Here is a 17,322-nt window from a genome sequence, read left to right on the forward strand (position 1 = left end):
GATCTTCCTTCACGCAGATTGTGGGGTCAGGCGCTCGAACAGCGCCTCGAGGTTGTTGAAGCGTTCTTCCGGGCGCTCCATCGGCACCATGAACTTGAACTGGGTGGCGCCTTCGAACTTGTAGCGTTTGGGCTGGCCCTGGATCAGCTTGATCAGTACCAGTGGGTCGACCGGGGTCTCGGCTTCAAATTCGATCTTGCCGCCGTTGGGGCCCGCGTCGACTTTCTTGATGCCGAGTTTCTCTGCCTGCAGCTTGAGCAAGGTCAGGCGTACCAGGTTCTTGGTCGGTTCGGGCAGCAGGCCGAAGCGGTCGATCATCTCGACTTGCAGGTCCTTGAGCCCGTCTTCGTCCACGGCCGAGGCGATGCGTTTGTACAGGATCAGCCGCGCATGCACGTCCGGCAAGTAATCTTCGGGAATCAGTGCCGGCAAGCGCAGGTTGATCTCCGGGCCACCGCCCAGCGGCTGGTCGAGGTTCGGCTGGGTGCCCTTGCGAATGGCTTTCACCGCGCGTTCGAGCATTTCCATGTACAGGGTGAAACCCACGGCCTGGATCTGCCCGCTCTGGCCTTCCCCCAGCAGTTCGCCGGCGCCACGGATTTCCAGGTCGTTGGTGGCCAGGACGAAGCCGGCGCCCAGGTCCTGGGTATTGGCGATGGCCTCCAGGCGCTTTTCGGCGTCCGGAGTGATCTGTTGGCGAGGTGGCGTGAGCAGGTAGGCATACGCCTGGTGGTGGCTGCGTCCAACCCGGCCGCGCAACTGGTGCAGTTGGGCCAGGCCGAACTTGTCGGCGCGCTCGATGATGATGGTGTTGGCACTGGGCACGTCGATGCCGGTCTCGATGATGGTCGAGGCGATCAGCACGTTGAAGCGCTTGTGGTAGAAGTCGCTCATCACCTGTTCGAGTTCACGTTCGCGCATTTGCCCGTGGCCGATGCCAATGCGTGCCTCGGGCACTAGCTCGGCAAGGTCGGCGGCGCATTTCTCGATGCTCTTAACATCGTTGTGCAGGTAATAGACCTGGCCGCCACGCAGCAACTCGCGCAGCAGCGCTTCCTTGACCGTGCTCTTGTTCTGCTCCATGACGAAGGTGCGCACCGACAGCCGGCGGGCCGGCGGGGTGGCGATGATCGACAGGTCGCGCATGCCGGCAACGGCCATGTTCAGGGTGCGCGGGATCGGTGTCGCGGTCAGGGTGAGGATGTCCACCTCGCTGCGCAGGGCCTTGAGTTGCTCTTTCTGGCGAACACCGAAGCGGTGCTCTTCGTCGATGATGACCAGGCCCAGGTCCTTGATCTTGACGTCGTCCTGCAGCAGCTTGTGGGTGCCGATGACAATATCGATCTTGCCTTCGGCGAGGTCTGCGACGGCGGCGGCGACCTCCTTGGGCGATTTGAAGCGGCTCATCACTTCGACGGTCACCGGCCAGTCGGCGAAGCGGTCACGAAAGCTGTTGTAGTGCTGCTGGGCGAGCAGGGTGGTCGGTACCAGAATCGCCACCTGGCGACCGCCGTGTACGGCAATGAATGCTGCACGCATGGCCACTTCGGTTTTACCGAAACCGACATCGCCGCACACCAGGCGGTCCATCGGCTTGGCTGCCAGCATGTCCTCGCGCACGGCCTCGATGGCGCTTTGCTGGTCTGGCGTTTCCTCGAACGGGAAACCGGCGCTGAAGGTGGCGTAGTCCACCGACGGGTCGGCGAAGGCATAGCCCTTGCGCGCGGCGCGGCGGGCATAGATGTCGAGCAGTTCGGCAGCTACGTCGCGCACCTGTTCGGCGGCCTTGCGCTTGGCTTTCTGCCAGGCTTCGGAGCCGAGCCGGTGCAGGGGCGCCAGGGCGTCATCGCTACCGGTGTAGCGGGCGATCAGGTGGAGGTTGGCCACGGGGACGTAGAGCTTGGCGCCCTCGGCGTATTCCAGGGTGAGGAATTCGGCGGCCTGGTTGTCGATTTCCAGGGTCGCCAGGCCCAGGTAGCGCCCCACGCCGTGGTCAATGTGTACCACCGGTGCGCCTTCGCGCAGTTCGGTAAGGTTCTTGATGACCGCATCGTTGTTGCCGTCGCTGCGTTTGTCCCGGCGCCGGCGTTGCATCACGCGCTGCCCGAAGAGCGGGCTTTCGGCGACCAGGGCGATGGCCGGGTCGTCCAGCAACAGGCCTTCGTCCAGCGGTGCAATGGTAATTGCCAGGCGCTCTTTACTGGCAACGAACGCGTGCCAGCTCTCGACGGTCTGCGGACGCAGCTTCAAGCGTTCGAGCAGCTCCAGCAGGACCTCTCGACGACCGGCCGATTCGGCGGTGAACAACACCCGGCCGGGGAACTGGTCGAGAAACCCTGAGAGTGCCGCCAGCGGCTGGTTGGCCTTGGCCTCGATGGCCAGGTTCGGCAGTGGCTTGGCCGGGAAACGCTCGCGCCCGGCGCCACTGTCGACGTCATCCTGGCTGACCACCACGCGCGGCCAGTTTTTCAGGCGTGCGAAGCAGTCTTCCACCGGCAGAAACAGCTCGGCGGGCGGCAGCAATGGACGTGCCGGATCAATGCGGCGCTCTTCATAGCGGTTGCGCACATCGCTCCAGAAATGCTCGGCGGCCTGCTCGACACCGGGCAGGGAAAATACCTGGGTGTCGTGTGGCAGGTAGTCGAACAGCGTCGAAGTGTCTTCAAAGAACAGCGGCAGGTAGTACTCGATGCCGGCGGGGGTAATGCCGCTGGACAGGTCCTGGAAGATCGGGCTGCGCCGGAAGTCGACGTCGAAGCGCTCGCGAAAGCGCGCCTTGAACTGGGTCACGGCGTCTTTTTGCAGCGGAAACTCGCGGGCCGGCAGCAGGCGCACGGAATCGACCTTGTCGATCGAGCGCTGGGTCTCCGGGTCGAAGGTGCGCAGGGTCTCGATCTCGTCGTCGAACAGGTCGATCCGGTACGGCAGTTTGCTGCCCATGGGGAACAGGTCGATGAGTGCGCCGCGCACGGCGAACTCGCCGTGTTCGTAGACAGTGTCGACGCAGCGGTAACCGCTGGCCTCAAGGCGCAGGCGCATCTGCTCGACGTCCAGTTTCTGGCCGATATCCAGCACCAGGCTGCTGCCCAGCAGGAAGCGGGTTGGTGCCAGGCGGTGCAGGGCAGTGGTGATCGGCACCACGAGAATGCCGTGATCGAGCTCCGGTAGCCGGTACAGGCTGGAGATCCGCTGGGAGATGATGTCCTGGTGCGGCGAGAACAGGTCGTAGGGCAGGGTTTCCCAATCGGGGAACGGCAGCACCGGCAGATCGGGCGCGAAAAAGCGCAGCTCCTGCTCCAACCGGTCAGCACTCTGGCTGTCGGCAGTCAGCAACAAGGTGAAGCGCTTGGCGGCGCTGGCGGCTTCGGCAATGGCCAGGCTCAGGGCAGCGCCCGGCAGGTTGCCCCAGGTTTGTTTGCCGGCAGTGGCCGGCAGATGCGGTAGACGCAGAACAGGCACGGGAGGTCGAGCTCCAAGCGTTGCGACAAAGACGCCAATTGTACCGGTCACAGGCCCGTGCTGTCAGGTTTGCGCAGCCTAATTACATGTAGTGAGAGGGTGGCGACAGGCGCTCATTGCCCGATGGGCTGCGGGGCGTCATAATGTAGCCCCTTTTTTCTGTCCCTACATGTGGAAGGTTCCCGTGACTCAGAAGCCCGACCAGTGTCTTGGTGAGTGGATTGATCGTGAAGCACTTGCAGAAGCGATGATCCCGCTTATCGGTCAGCTCTACCGCAATAACAATGTGGTGAGCTCGATCTATGGCCGCAGCCTGATCAACCGTTCGGTGATCTCGATCCTCAAAGCGCACCGCTTTGCTCGTCATCGCCAAACCGACGAAACCGAACTCTCTGTCCACGAGACATTCCCGCTGCTCAAGGCCATGAGCGAGCTCAAACTGGGCGCCGCTTCGGTCGACCTGGGCAAGCTGGCCAACAAATTCAAGCAAGAAGGCAACGGCCGTAGCGCCGAGCAGTTCGTGCGTGAAGAAATGGCTGACGTGGTGGGTCAGCAGAATGCATCGGCACGTAAAGGTACCGACGTCGTTCTGTACGGTTTTGGTCGTATCGGCCGCCTGCTGGCGCGCATCCTGATCGAAAAAACCGGTGGCGGCGACGGTCTGCGTCTGCGTGCCATTGTCGTGCGCAAAGGCGCCGAGAACGATCTGGTCAAGCGTGCCAGCCTGTTGCGTCGTGACTCGGTTCACGGCCCGTTCGATGGCACCATCACCATCGACGAAGAAAACAACACCATCACCGCCAACGGCAACCTGATCCAGGTTATCTACGCCAAGAGCCCGAGCGAAGTCGACTACACCCAGTACGGCATCGAAAACGCGCTGATCGTCGATAACACCGGTGTATGGCGTGACGCCGACGGCCTGGGCCAGCACCTGGCCTGCCCGGGCGCTGCCCGCGTGATCCTCACCGCACCTGGCAAGGGCGCGCTGAAGAACATCGTGCACGGCATCAACCACGGCGACATCAACGCTGACGACAAGATCATTTCGGCCGCTTCGTGCACCACCAACGCCATCGTGCCGGTGCTCAAGGCTGTCAATGACAAGTACGGCATCGTCAACGGCCACGTCGAAACCGTTCACTCGTTCACCAACGACCAGAACCTGATCGACAACTTCCACAAGGGCAGCCGTCGTGGCCGCGCCGCGCCGCTGAACATGGTTATCACCGAGACCGGTGCCGCCACTGCAGCCGCCAAGGCTCTGCCAGTGCTCAAGGGCAAGCTGACCGGTAACGCGATTCGTGTTCCAACGCCGAACGTGTCGATGGCCATCCTGAACCTGAACCTGGAAAAGGCCACCAACCGCGAAGAGATCAACGAGTACCTGCGCCAGATGGCCATGCACTCGGATCTGCACAAGCAGATCGACTACGTGAGCTCCCAGGAAGTGGTTTCCACCGACTTCGTTGGCTCGCGTCACGCCGGTGTGGTCGATGCTGAAGCCACCATCTGCAACGATAACCGTGTTGTGCTGTACGTCTGGTACGACAACGAATTCGGTTACAGCTGCCAGGTAGTGCGCGTAATGGAAGACATGGCCGGTGTAAACCCGCCAGCCTTCCCACGCTAAGCTTCACAGCGTGTTGAAAGAACGGGAACCTTTGGGTTCCCGTTTTTTTTACGGACGGTTATTTGCGGAGGCTGGATGCTCAAAGTGCTAGGGGTCGGATTGATGCTGGGCCTGGCAGGCTGTGGGCAGGGTGATTCGCTGGAGCGCATTAGCGGCCCGACCATGGGCAGCAGCTACACCGTGCAGTACGTCCGTACGCCTCAGGGGCCTTCGCCAGAAATGGTCAGGCGCGAAGTGGAGGCGATTCTCGAGGGCGTCGACAAACGCTATTCCACCTACCGTGGCGACTCGCTCACGGCAACCTTCAACCGCTTGCCGGCCAACAGCTGCCAATCCATGCCTGCCGATGTACTGGAGCTGGTGCGCGTTGGCGAACGGCTGTCGCAGTCGAGCGATGGTGCGTTTGACCTGACCGTGGAGCCTTTGCTCGATCTGTGGGGCTTCGGTCCGCAGTCGAGGCTGGAAAAGGTGCCCGATGAACAGGCGCTGGCCGGCGTGCGACAGCGTGTCGGGCATGGGCATTTGCGCATAGTCGGCGAGCAGCTGTGCAAGGATGCGGCGGTGGAGCTGGACTTCAACAGCATCGCCGCAGGCCATGCAGTGGACCTGCTGGTTGAGCGCCTGCAAGCCCTGGGAGTCGCGGATTTGTTGGTCGAAGCGACCGGCGAGCTCAAGGCGATAGGGCGAAAACCTGATGGCAGTCATTGGAAAGTAGCCGTCGAATGGCCACGCGATGATCGTCAGATTGCCCAGCAAGTGGTGGCGGTGGAGGGCTACGGCGTTTCAACCTCCGGTGACTATCGCAATTATTTCGAGGAGAATGGCCGGCGCTACTCGCATACCTTCGATGCGCGCCTGGGCAGGCCGGTGAAACACGACCTGGCGGCGGTGACGGTGTTTGATCGCTCGACCTTGATGGCTGATGGGTACTCGACCTTGTTGTTGATCCTCGGGTTGCAGCAAGGCTGGGAATTTGCACTCAGGCATCGGGTCGCTGCGGTGTTCGTGACCCGGGTTGCCGACGGTTTTGTCGCTCGTAGCACGCCGGCGTTCGAGCAGGTGATACCGCCTATCGCGGATAAATCCGCTCCTGCCGGGCCGGTGCATTGAAGGGGGGTGGCATGTAGTGCAGAGAAAATTAGCCTACGACGCGACCAAGGGTTAATGTTCGCGGCCTCAAAGCTTGATTAGACTGCAACCGAATTTTTTTCATGGCGCCGCTGGCGACATGATCTAGCCCCGCTTGCCAATGTGGCAACCGGGCCTGTTCTAAAGGAGTACGCATGGCTGTCTACAACTACGACGTAGTGGTGCTGGGTTCCGGCCCGGCGGGAGAAGGGGCGGCAATGAATGCTGCCAAAGCAGGACGCAAGGTGGCGATGGTCGATAGCCGTCGCCAGGTCGGCGGCAACTGCACCCACCTGGGCACCATTCCGTCCAAGGCCCTGCGTCACTCGGTGCGCCAGATCATGCAGTTCAACACCAACCCGATGTTCCGGGCCATTGGTGAGCCACGCTGGTTCTCGTTCCCGGATGTACTGAAAAGCGCCGAGAAGGTCATCGCCAAGCAGGTCGCTTCGCGCACCGGCTACTACGCCCGCAACCGTGTCGACGTATTCTTCGGCACCGGTAGCTTCGCCGACGAACAGACGATCGAGGTGGTATGCGCCAACGGTGTGGTCGAAAAGCTGGTGGCCAAGCACATCATCATCGCGACCGGTTCGCGCCCGTACCGTCCGGCCGATATCGATTTCCACCACCCGCGTATCTACGATAGCGACACCATCCTGAGCCTGGGCCACACCCCACGCAAGCTCATCGTTTACGGTGCCGGTGTCATCGGTTGTGAATACGCCTCGATCTTCAGTGGTCTGGGTGTGCTGGTGGAGCTGGTGGACAACCGCGGTCAGTTGTTGAGCTTCCTCGACTCGGAAATCTCCCAGGCGTTGAGCTACCACTTCAGCAACAACAACATCACGGTTCGTCACAACGAAGAGTATGAGCGCGTCGAAGGCCTGGACAACGGTGTGATCCTGCACCTGAAGTCCGGCAAGAAGATCAAGGCGGACGCCTTGCTCTGGTGCAACGGCCGTACCGGCAACACCGACAAGCTGGGGCTGGAGAACATCGGCATCAAGGTCAACAGCCGTGGCCAGATCGAAGTCGATGAAAACTACCGCACCCACGTTCCGAACATCTACGGTGCTGGTGACGTAATTGGTTGGCCGAGCCTGGCCAGTGCTGCGCACGACCAGGGGCGTTCGGCCGCTGGCAGTATTGTCGACAATGGCAGCTGGCGCTTCGTCAACGACGTGCCGACCGGCATCTACACCATCCCGGAGATCAGCTCGATCGGCAAGAACGAGCAGGAGCTGACCCAGGCCAAGGTGCCGTACGAAGTCGGCAAGGCGTTCTTCAAGGGCATGGCACGAGCGCAGATCGCCGGTGAGCCGCAAGGCATGCTGAAGATTCTGTTCCACCGCGAGACTCTGGAAATCCTCGGCGTGCACTGCTTCGGTTACCAGGCTTCGGAGATCGTTCACATCGGCCAGGCGATCATGGATCAGCCGGGTGAGCGCAATACGCTGAAGTACTTCGTCAACACCACCTTCAACTACCCGACCATGGCCGAAGCCTATCGGGTAGCGGCCTACGACGGCCTCAACCGGCTTTTTTGAGCGGCTCCGGCCGGTGGCCTGAGCCGGCCGGGGAGACCGATTTCAGCGATTCTCGAGGGTGGCGCTGGCCAAACCGGGAAAGTCTGTAATCAGGCTGTCTACGCCGAAGTCGGCGAGCCTGCGCATCAGCGCCGGCTCGTTGACTGTCCACACCGACACGTGTAACCCCTGGCGCTGAGCCTTGATCAGGCGCTCCGGGGTGCACAGTGTCCAGTTCAACGCCAATAAACTGCAGCCATAGTTCTGGGCGACTTTCAGCGGGTCGAGCCAGGCGTATTCGGCTACCAGGCCGCGGGCTATATCCGGTGTCAGTTCCAGCGCCGCCCCCAGCACTTCCCGTGAACTGGAGGTGATGGTGATCTTGTCGAGCAAGCCGTACTGCTGCGCCATCTCGCGAATGGCCAGGACCGTAGTGGCGGCGCGGGTGCGAGAGGCACTCTTGACCTCCAGCTGCCAGTGATCGAAATCGCATTTCTCGAACAGCTCTTCAAGCCGTGGAATAGGGCAGGGCGTGAGCCAGCCCGGGCCACCTTTACGTGCATCATAGGTCACCAGTGCGGCGGCTTCGTGCTCCACCACTTTGCCGCGCCGGCCGGTGGTGCGCTTGAGCGTAGGGTCGTGGATCACCATCAGCTCGTTGTCGGCCGACAGGTGCAGGTCCAGCTCACAGCGGCGCACGCCTTGCTTGAGGCAGTGCTGGAAGCTGGTCAGGGTGTTTTCGGGGGCTTCGCCCTTGGCGCCACGGTGGCCGTAAATCTGGGTCACGTTTGTTCCTTCAAGAAAGGGTGAGACTCAAGGAGCGCTCGGGGTGTGCTGTTCCAGCGCCTGGCGTCGTTGTTGTGCCTGACGTTGCAAGATGTAGCGGGCCAGTAGCTGGCGCTGGGCGTCGGTCATGTCGATGAACTCACTGCCGATTTCGTAGAGGCCATCGGCCTGTTGGTCGCAATGGGTCACCCTGGCGCGCAGCAGCAGGCCCAGGGCCTGGGGCATCAGCACCATCTTCACCGCCACCCGGCTGCCGGCGGCAATGGGCTGGGCCTGGTTGAACTCGATACCGCCTTCGGACAGCACCACCGGCTGCGGCGCGCTGAGCTGCCCGAGCAGAGTCTGGGCAACCACGGCACTGAGCAGGTCGATGCGTTTGTTCTGTGCTTTGAGAAAGGCGGCCAGCACGCGATCCTTATCGCTGAGCTGGCGCAGCAGGTGTTGCGACTCGAACTCGCTCAGGTGCAATTCGCTGAGCAGGTTGAAAAGCGGTGAATCATCTTGCAACAAGTCACTGCCAAGGGCTTCGGCGGCGCTCAGCGGGCTAATTTCCAGTGCGATCCGATCCTCGATACGGTAGTATTCGCGGCGATCTTCTTCATCTAATGTCGACATGGCGAACCCATGGTAGCGGCGGTGGTCTGAGTGTAAAGCTGCTATTCAAGCCCCGCCACAAGGACGTTCCTCTTTCATCCGAACAAGCCCCGACATGTTCAGACCTCTCTTCGTATTCATCGGTACGCGTTACACCCGTGCCAAGCGCCGTAACCATTTCGTCTCGTTCATTTCCCTGACCTCGATGATCGGCCTCGCCCTGGGCGTGGTGGTCATGATCGTGGTGTTGTCGGTGATGAACGGTTTTGATCATGAGATGCGCACCCGGGTATTGGGCATGGTGCCCCATGCCACGCTCGAAACCGGTCAGCCGCTCAACGACTGGCCAGCCCTTGCCAATCAAGTAAAGCAGAACCCCCGGGTTGTGGCGGTAGCGCCGTTCACCCAGATGCAGGGCCTGCTGACCCACGAGGGCAAGGTGCAGAAGGTGCTGCTCAACGGCATTGACCCCGCGCAGGAGCGACAGGTGTCGATCATCGACAACTTCATCCGCGAGGGTAAGCTCGATGACCTGGCGCCGGGTGACTTTGGCATCATGATCGGTGACAAGGCTGCGGCCAAGCTGGGTGTGGGTATCGGTGACAAGCTGACCTTCGTCGCTCCCGAGGTGACGGTGACCCCGGCGGGCATGTTCCCGCGGATGAAGCGCTTTACCGTGGTCGGCATCTTCCATGTCGGTGCCGGTGAGATCGACGGTTACCTGGGGCTGACCAACCTGTCGGACCTGTCGCGCCTGCACCGCTGGAAAGCCGATCAGGTCCAGGGCCTGCGCCTGAAGTTCGATGACTTGTTCCAGGCACCGCGCGTCGCCTGGGATATCGCCCAGCAGCTGGGTGAGCGTGAGTTCTATGCCCGCGACTGGACCCGCACGCACGGTAACCTGTACCAGGCGATTCGTATGGAAAAGGCCATGATCGGCTTGCTGTTGCTGCTGATCGTCGCGGTCGCGGCCTTCAACATCATTTCCACCCTGGTGATGGTAGTGAATGACAAGAAGGGCGATATCGCCATCCTGCGCACCCTGGGTGCCACGCCGGGGCAGATCATGGCCATCTTCATGGTCCAGGGCACCGTCATCGGTGTGGTCGGTACGCTGATTGGCGGTGTGGTCGGCATTCTTGCAGCGCTCAATGTCAGCGCTGCCATCGCCGGGCTCGAAACCCTGATCGGACACAAGTTCCTCAATGCCGACGTCTACTTCATCGACTACCTGCCGTCCCAGGTCATGGCCGAAGACGTGTGGATGGTGTGCGGTGCGGCATTGGTCCTGAGTTTCCTCGCCACCCTGTATCCGGCCTGGCGTGCGGCACGCACCCAGCCTGCGGAGGCGCTACGTTATGAGTGAGTTGGGCATGAGTGATAAAGCAGTGCTGAGTTGCCGCAACCTGGGCAAGTCCTACGAGGAAGGCCCGGAGAAGGTGCAGGTGTTGTCCGGCCTGCAGCTGGAGCTGCATCCCGGTGAGCGGGTGGCTATCGTTGGCAGTTCGGGTTCGGGCAAGAGTACGTTGCTCAATCTGCTCGGCGGCCTCGATACCCCGAGCGAGGGGAGTGTCTGGCTGGCCGGTGAAGAGCTGTCGGCCCTGGGCGAGCGAGCCCGTGGCCTGTTGCGTAACCGTGCGCTGGGTTTCGTTTACCAGTTCCACCACTTGTTGCCGGAGTTCACCGCTCTGGAGAACGTGTGCATGCCGCTGTTGATTGGTCGCACCGCGATTCCAGAGGCCCGTGAACGCGCCGCGGCGTTGCTCAAGCGTGTCGGCCTGGGGCATCGTCTGAGTCACAAGCCGGCTGAGTTGTCCGGTGGCGAGCGTCAGCGTGTCGCCATCGCCCGGGCCCTGGTCAACCGTCCGGGGTTGGTAATGCTCGACGAGCCGACCGGTAACCTGGACCATCACACGGCCCAGGGCATCCAGGACCTGATGCAGGAATTGAGCAGTTCGTCGCAGACGGCGTTCCTGGTGGTTACCCATGACCTTAACCTGGCGCGGCAGATGGACCGTGTGCTGCGTCTGGACGACGGGCACCTGGTAGCGATCTGACCTGGCCGTACAGGGTGCCCGTGGCCATTGCCGGGCAGCCTGTTCCTTTTCTTTACCTGGGTGCTTCCGTTCATGTTCAGACCCTTGTCTATATTCATCGGCGCGCGCTACACCCGCGCCAAGCGCCGCAACCATTTCATCTCGTTCATTTCCATGACCTCGATGATCGGCCTGTCGTTGGGCGTGCTGGCAATGATCGTGGTGTTGTCGGTGATGAACGGCTTCCAGCGCGAAATGAGCGCACGGATCCTTGGCATGGTGCCGCATGCCAGCATCCTCGGAGTGCAAGCGCTGGATGACTGGAAACCCGTGGCCGATGCGGCACTGAAAAATCCGCAGGTGATGGGCGTTGCGCCGTTGACCGAGATGGAAGGCATGCTTTCCTACAAAGGTTCGATGCAGCCGATCCAGGTCAGCGGGATTGATCCGGCCCAGGAAAGCAAGGTGTCGATCGTCGGTCAGCACATTGTCCAGGGCAGTCTTCAGGGGCTGGAGCCCGGCGAGTACGGCGTGGTGATTGGCGAAATTACCGCCCGGCGTTTTCGTCTGAATGTCGGCGACAAGCTGACCCTGATCGTACCGGAAGTAAGCAGTGCACCGGGTGGTATCACGCCGCGCATGCAGCGACTGAATGTGGTCGGGGTGTTCAAGGTGGGGGCCGAGCTTGATGGTTCGATGGCCTACATCCACATGGCCGACGCCGCCCAGATGCAGCGCTGGCAGCCCAATCAGGTTCAGGGCGTGCGCCTGAAACTCAAGGACCTGTACGCCGCTCCTCAGGTGTCCAGGGCCATTGCCGCACAGTTGGGCGACGCGTATCGCGCAGATGACTGGTCGCACACCCAGGGCAGCCTGTTCAGTGCCATGAAGATGGAAAAAACCATGATCGGCCTGTTGCTGCTGATGATCATCGCCGTAGCGGCGTTCAACATCATCGCCACCTTGATCATGGTGGTGAACGACAAGGGCGCGGATATCGCCATCCTGCGCACGATCGGCGCGACGCCGGCGCAGATCATGGGCACCTTTATGGTTCAAGGTACCCTGATCGGCATCGTCGGTACCTTGATCGGCGGGGTGCTCGGGGTGATTGCGGCGCTTAATGTCAGCCAGATCGTCGGTTGGCTGGAACGTGTCAGCGGGCAACACATCTTTACCTCTGATGTGTATTTCATCAGCAGCTTGCCATCGGAGCTGCAATGGGGCGATGTGGCGCTGATCTGCAGTGCCGGCCTGGTGATGAGTTTTCTCGCGACGTTGTACCCGGCGTATCGGGCTTCGCAGGTCGAGCCGGCGTACGCATTGCGTTACGAGTGACCCGTTGCGCTCGATAGCCAGCCAGCCGGTTCCTACCTGTAGGAGCCGGCTTGCTGGCGAAGGACTCACACAGTCGGTAAATCGATCACAAAGCGCGTCCATCCCGCCACTGATTCCGCGCGGATAGTGCCGCCATGGGCCTGGACGATCGAGCGGGTAATCGCCAATCCCAATCCCGCATGCTCGCTGCTGCCTTCGCGGCGTGCAGGGTCGGCCCGGTAAAAGCGGTCGAACAGCCGCGGTAGCAACACCGGATCGATCGGTTCGCCGGTGTTGGCCACCTGCAGGCGCACCAGTTCGGCGTGCGTTTCGATACTGACCCGAATTTCTCCCTGTGCCGGAGTAAAGCGCAAGGCGTTGTCCAGCAGGTTGGACAGGGCCCGGCGCAGCATGTGCCGGTCACCTTCAAGACGTCCTTGGCCTTCCCGGTGCAGCGCCACACCGGCTTCTTCGGCCAGCGGCGCGTAATACTCCAGTAGCGCATCGGCCTCCTCGGCAAGCGTCAGGTGCTGGCGGCTAGGCATCAGCAGGCCGTGGTCGGCTTTGGCCAGGTAGAGCATGTCGTTGACCAGCTGGGCCATCCACTGCAGCTCTTCAAGGTTGCTGTGCAAGGCTTCGCGGTACTCCTCCAGTTCACGTGGACGGGTGAGGGTGACCTGGGTGTGGGTCAGGAGGTTTGACAGGGGTGTTCGCAGTTCATGCGCGATATCGGCGGAAAATGCCGACAAGCGCTGGAAGGCGTCATCCAGCCGCTCCAGCATGGCGTTGACGGTTTGCGCCAGCTCAGCCAGCTCCACCGGCATCTGCCCTTCGGGCAAGCGGGTGGTCAATGAGCGCGCCGATACCTTTGAGGCGACTTCACCCATCTGGCGCAACGGGCGCAGGCCACTTCTTGCGGCCCAGGCACCGAGCAGGGCCGTGGCCAGGGCCGAGAGGCCGACCGTCAGCCAGATCAGCTGTTGCATGCGCTGGAGAAAATGCTGATGGTGGGTGATGTCGAGAAACAGCGTTAGTTGCACTGACTGCGGGTCGCCATTGGCGAGGTTCACGCTCAGGCTTCGGTAAGCACTACTGGTGCTATGCAAGGTGCTCAGCCCGGGCACCTGAGGCGAGTCGGGCAGGTTGGCCTGACTGTCGAACCACACCTGACCGTTGCTGCCACGAATGCGCACCGCGAGGTCGGCCTGGTGGCTCAGTTCGCTTTGCAGGGCGGGCAGGCGCGTCGCGAGCCCGGCGGGATCATGCACGCCGTCGAGTAGCTGGCGCAGCACTGACAGGCGACTTTCGAGCAGTTGCTGGTCGAGTTCGACGAAGTGATGCTGGCTGGCGCGGCTGAACAGCACGCCGGCCATCAGCGACACCGCTGCGGTGCAGGCGGCAAACAGCAGGGCCAGGCGGCTGCCCAGGGACAGTCGACGCATCAGGCCAGCCGCTCTTCAAGGACATAACCCATGCCGCGCACGGTATGGATCAGCTTGTGTTCGTGGTTGTCATCGATTTTCAGCCGTAGTCGGCGGATTGCCACTTCGATGACGTTGGTGTCGCTATCGAAGTTCATGTCCCAGACCTGGGAGGCGATCAGTGACTTGGGCAGTACTTCGCCCTGGCGGCGCAGGAGCAGTTCAAGCAAGGCAAATTCCTTGGCGGTCAGGTCAATGCGCTGGCCGTTGCGCTCGACCCGGCGGCGAATCAGGTCCAGGCGCAGGTCGGCAAGGCCCAGGCTGGTTTCCTGGGTCGGGCTGCTGCCCCGGCGCAACAGGCTGCGCACCCGGGCCAGCAGCTCGGAGAACGCAAAGGGTTTGACCAGGTAGTCATCGGCGCCCAGCTCCAGACCGTGTACGCGGTCTTCCACTGCATCGCGGGCGGTCAGGAACAGTACCGGCACCTCGTTACCCGAGGCGCGCACCGCCTGGAGAATTTGCCAGCCATCGCGGCCTGGCAGCATCACATCGAGGATCAGCAGGTCATGGTCACCCGTCAGGGCCAGGTGCTGGCCGGTATTACCGTCGGCGGCAAGCTCGGTGGCAAAGCCTGCTTCACTGAGTCCCTGGCACAGGTACTGGCCGGTCTTGGTCTGGTCTTCGACGATCAACAGTTTCATCGGCTGGCTCTTGGAGATGGGTTGCCGGTTGGTTATACCGTGCTGCAGGTGCCGGGTGGCCAAGCTGACAAAGTTGTAATCTTTTTGTCAGGTAGCTGCCAGCGCCGGTTTTCTACAGTGAAGCCTGATCCGTCGCAACCCTGGAGTGGGCCTGACATGAAACACCTTATTTTCGCTAGCGTCCTGGCGCTGTTCAGTCTGCCCGCACTGGCGTCACCGGCGCATTCCTATGCCTTTGGCGCACCTGCACTGGCCAGCCAGGCCGATCGCAGCGTAGAAATCGTCATGGGCGACATGTACTACGCGCCGCGTAGCCTGCAGGTCAAGGCCGGTGAAACGGTACGTTTCGTGCTGATCAACAAGGGTGCGGTCATGCATGAGTTCAGCCTCGGTGACGCGGTGATGCATGCCCGGCACCAACAGGAAATGCTCGCCATGCAGGGGCAGATGGACCACGCTGCCATGGGCCACGGCGCTATGCAGCACGGCGCCGGTATGAAGCATGACGATCCCAATACGGTGATGGTCGAGCCCGGCCAACGCGGTGAATTGACCTGGACCTTCAGCCAGGCCACCCCGATCGAGTTCGCCTGCAACGTACCGGGTCACTACCAGGCCGGTATGGTCGGCAAGCTGACCATCGACCAATAACAGGCGATTACCCAACGCATGGCACAAACCCGATAAACTAGGCGTATTTCGTCCTTCAGGTTTGAGCCATGCATCCCGCCGCCGAACATTCTCCGCTGGGCAAGTCCAGCGAATACATCGCCACTTACACGCCTTCGCTGCTGTTCCCCATCCCCCGTGCGGCCAAATGGGCCGAACTGGGTGTCAGCGCCCAGACCCTGCCGTGGCAAGGGGTGGATTTCTGGAACTGCTTCGAGCTGTCCTGGCTGTTGCCTACGGGCAAGCCGGTGGTGGCTATCGGTGAGTTCGCGATTCCAGCCGATTCGCCCAACATCATCGAGTCCAAGTCGTTCAAGCTGTACCTGAACTCGTTGAACCAGACTGCGTTCGAGTCGCCGGCAGCCCTGCAGGCCTGCCTGGAAAAAGACCTGTCTGCTGCGGCCGGCAAACCGGTAGCCGTTCAGATTCGTAGCCTGGCCGATGTCGAAGGGCAGGGTGTGGTGGCCTTGCCGGGTGTGTGCATCGATGACCTGGATGTCAGCATCAGTAACTACGAACAGCCGCAGCCGGAGTTGCTGCGCTGCGACAGCAGCCGCCTCGTTGAAGAAACCCTGCACAGCCACTTGCTCAAATCCAACTGCCCGGTTACTGGTCAGCCGGACTGGGGCAGTGTGACGGTGCACTATCGCGGCGCGGCGCTGGACCATGCCAGCCTGCTGACCTACCTGATCAGCTTCCGTCAGCATGCCGACTTCCACGAGCAGTGCGTGGAGCGTATTTACCTGGACCTCAAGCGCCTGCTCAACCCTGAGTTCCTGACCGTCTATGCCCGTTATGTGCGCCGCGGCGGGCTGGATATCAACCCGTATCGCAGCACCGAAACCGTGACATTGCCGAACCTGCGCCTGGTGCGCCAGTAACTGAAAAGCCCCGTACGAAGACGGGGCTTTTTTTATCCTGTCGGGGTTCAGATGCCCATGCTTTGCAGGCTCTGAACGATGTTGCGCAAGGTGGCGGTCAGGCCCGGATGGTCGACCTCAAAGCGCTCAACGGCGAGATTGACGCCGTCGACCAGGTTGTTGTCCGGGGTCACGGCTTCGAGTTTCATCTCGGCCTCGATCTGCTGCATCAGTTCTTGAAGATGCTCGCGCTCTTCCAGGGAAAGCGGTGGATTTTGTTCCAGTTGCTCGCGCAGAGTCTCGAGTTGCTTTTGCAGTTCGCGGGCAGGCATGGGTGATCTCCCTTTATGAATAGGCACAGTCATGGACCCCGGTAGCGGGCGAAAGGTCCATGCCTCGCCTTCTAGAGTAATCCACCAGGCGCTGCTTTGCATGACGCGGATCAACGGCCCTGTATCAGGGCTTTTCGCCCTTCAGGCGGCGTTGGCCGATATCCGCCAGGCAGTCGCCTAGCGCTTCGAGGTGATCGATCACCGAATGCACGCCCAGGGCAAACAGTTGCAAGGTCGCCTTGGCGCGTTTGCGCTCCTGATCCAGCGGGCTCAGGGTTTGCCATTGCTGGCTGTCAATGCCGCACAGTGATCTGCCGGCGGCCAGGCCGATGGTCCACAGCCCGGCGTTCAACCCTGCTTGCAGCAGCCTCGGCTCACCGCTGACCAGTACGCAGCCTTCGAGCTTGCCGGCGTTGAGGTCCATCAACGCGTGCCAGCAGGCGTCCGGCGCAGGCCACGGGGTCGACACCGGGTGGGCTCTGAGCCAGGTTGGCAACGGGTTTATCACGTGTTCGATGTCGGCAGCAGGCAGTTCATCAAGCCAGGCACAGGGCACCTGCTGTTGATAGAGCCAGTCTAGGGTCTGCAAGGCGCCAGGGGCGGGGCAGGGCGGCTTCGATTCGGTGCCTGTTTCAACCAGGCAGTCGCGCAGGCCGAACAGCAAGGCGGTAATGGCGGGAACGTCTGGCATGGAAACATCCCTGTAAATAGCCTGAAGGCTACACTTCGCCTGTTACGTTCTGGTTACGGCGCGACGACACAGACATTCACAAATTTATTACCTGGTTTGTGTCATGGTGTTTATCAGTGGCAGAGTCTTTATACTTGTTTCCTTTTATGTGAAGGACGCGTAGCGT

General features: G+C 61.5%; 15 protein-coding genes. 8 read left to right on the plus strand and 7 right to left on the minus strand.

Going from position 1 to position 17,322, the window contains the following annotated elements:
- Window positions 1–9: 9 nt before the first annotated feature.
- Complete coding sequence (mfd, locus tag DM813_RS25540) at window positions 10–3,459, minus strand: transcription-repair coupling factor (RefSeq protein WP_128326177.1); 3,450 nt, start codon at window positions 3,457–3,459, stop codon at window positions 10–12.
- Window positions 3,460–3,628: 169 nt separating this feature from the next.
- On the opposite strand from mfd, the gene DM813_RS25545 reads away from it, so the two are divergent.
- The 3 genes from DM813_RS25545 (at window position 3,629) to sthA (ending at window position 7,770) form a co-directional block, all read left to right on the plus strand.
- Window positions 3,629–5,092, plus strand: a complete 1,464-nt coding sequence (locus tag DM813_RS25545) for a glyceraldehyde-3-phosphate dehydrogenase (RefSeq protein ID WP_128326178.1) — start codon at window positions 3,629–3,631, stop codon at window positions 5,090–5,092.
- A 75-nt stretch (window positions 5,093–5,167) separates the two neighbouring features.
- Window positions 5,168–6,202 (plus strand): FAD:protein FMN transferase, encoded by a 1,035-nt coding sequence (locus DM813_RS25550; RefSeq protein WP_128326179.1) that lies wholly within the window; start codon window positions 5,168–5,170, stop codon window positions 6,200–6,202.
- Window positions 6,203–6,375: 173 nt separating this feature from the next.
- Entirely contained in the window at window positions 6,376–7,770 is a 1,395-nt protein-coding gene (sthA, locus tag DM813_RS25555; protein ID WP_038608908.1) for a Si-specific NAD(P)(+) transhydrogenase, read from the plus strand.
- A gap of 42 nt (window positions 7,771–7,812) precedes the next feature.
- Here the strand turns inward: sthA and DM813_RS25560 are convergent, their stop codons facing one another.
- Window positions 7,813–8,535, minus strand: a complete 723-nt coding sequence (locus tag DM813_RS25560; RefSeq protein WP_128326180.1) for a glycerophosphodiester phosphodiesterase — start codon at window positions 8,533–8,535, stop codon at window positions 7,813–7,815.
- A gap of 27 nt (window positions 8,536–8,562) precedes the next feature.
- The gene (locus DM813_RS25565) at window positions 8,563–9,150 is read right to left on the minus strand and encodes a PilZ domain-containing protein (RefSeq protein ID WP_128326181.1); all 588 of its coding nucleotides are present in this window, start codon (window positions 9,148–9,150) and stop codon (window positions 8,563–8,565) included.
- Between the two features lie 94 nt (window positions 9,151–9,244).
- Here DM813_RS25565 and DM813_RS25570 point away from each other — a divergent pair, with 94 nt between their 5' ends.
- From DM813_RS25570 to DM813_RS25580, 3 genes are all read left to right on the plus strand, one after another.
- The gene (locus tag DM813_RS25570; protein WP_128326182.1) at window positions 9,245–10,495 is read left to right on the plus strand and encodes a lipoprotein-releasing ABC transporter permease subunit; all 1,251 of its coding nucleotides are present in this window, start codon (window positions 9,245–9,247) and stop codon (window positions 10,493–10,495) included.
- 7 nt (window positions 10,496–10,502) lie between these two features.
- Entirely contained in the window at window positions 10,503–11,186 is a 684-nt protein-coding gene (lolD, locus tag DM813_RS25575; RefSeq protein WP_206617430.1) for a lipoprotein-releasing ABC transporter ATP-binding protein LolD, read from the plus strand.
- A 72-nt stretch (window positions 11,187–11,258) separates the two neighbouring features.
- Window positions 11,259–12,503 (plus strand): lipoprotein-releasing ABC transporter permease subunit, encoded by a 1,245-nt coding sequence (locus DM813_RS25580; RefSeq protein WP_128326184.1) that lies wholly within the window; start codon window positions 11,259–11,261, stop codon window positions 12,501–12,503.
- A 65-nt stretch (window positions 12,504–12,568) separates the two neighbouring features.
- On the opposite strand, the gene DM813_RS25585 is transcribed toward DM813_RS25580, so the two are convergent.
- Entirely contained in the window at window positions 12,569–13,927 is a 1,359-nt protein-coding gene (locus DM813_RS25585; protein ID WP_128326185.1) for a heavy metal sensor histidine kinase, read from the minus strand.
- On the minus strand, window positions 13,924–14,604 hold the full coding sequence (locus tag DM813_RS25590) for a heavy metal response regulator transcription factor (RefSeq protein ID WP_128326186.1): 681 nt from the start codon (window positions 14,602–14,604) through the stop codon (window positions 13,924–13,926). The genes DM813_RS25585 and DM813_RS25590 overlap by 4 nt, the downstream gene beginning before the upstream one ends.
- A gap of 156 nt (window positions 14,605–14,760) precedes the next feature.
- Between DM813_RS25590 and DM813_RS25595 the strand changes: the two genes are divergently transcribed.
- Both DM813_RS25595 and queF read left to right on the plus strand, forming a co-directional pair.
- Window positions 14,761–15,255 carry a cupredoxin domain-containing protein gene (locus DM813_RS25595; RefSeq protein WP_128326187.1) on the plus strand — a complete coding sequence of 165 codons (495 nt, stop codon included), beginning with the start codon at window positions 14,761–14,763 and terminating at the stop codon, window positions 15,253–15,255.
- Between the two features lie 68 nt (window positions 15,256–15,323).
- Window positions 15,324–16,154 carry an NADPH-dependent 7-cyano-7-deazaguanine reductase QueF gene (gene queF, locus DM813_RS25600; protein WP_128326188.1) on the plus strand — a complete coding sequence of 277 codons (831 nt, stop codon included), beginning with the start codon at window positions 15,324–15,326 and terminating at the stop codon, window positions 16,152–16,154.
- Window positions 16,155–16,201: 47 nt separating this feature from the next.
- Here the strand turns inward: queF and DM813_RS25605 are convergent, their stop codons facing one another.
- Window positions 16,202–16,465: a DUF4404 family protein gene (locus DM813_RS25605; protein WP_128326189.1), complete on the minus strand. Its 264-nt coding sequence runs from the start codon at window positions 16,463–16,465 to the stop codon at window positions 16,202–16,204.
- A gap of 124 nt (window positions 16,466–16,589) precedes the next feature.
- Window positions 16,590–17,156 (minus strand): phosphonoacetaldehyde phosphonohydrolase-related protein, encoded by a 567-nt coding sequence (locus tag DM813_RS25610; RefSeq protein WP_128326190.1) that lies wholly within the window; start codon window positions 17,154–17,156, stop codon window positions 16,590–16,592.
- Window positions 17,157–17,322 lie beyond the last annotated feature (166 nt).

Origin of the sequence: Pseudomonas alkylphenolica (assembly GCF_004025535.1) — a bacterium.
Classification (GTDB): domain Bacteria; phylum Pseudomonadota; class Gammaproteobacteria; order Pseudomonadales; family Pseudomonadaceae; genus Aquipseudomonas; species Aquipseudomonas alkylphenolica_A.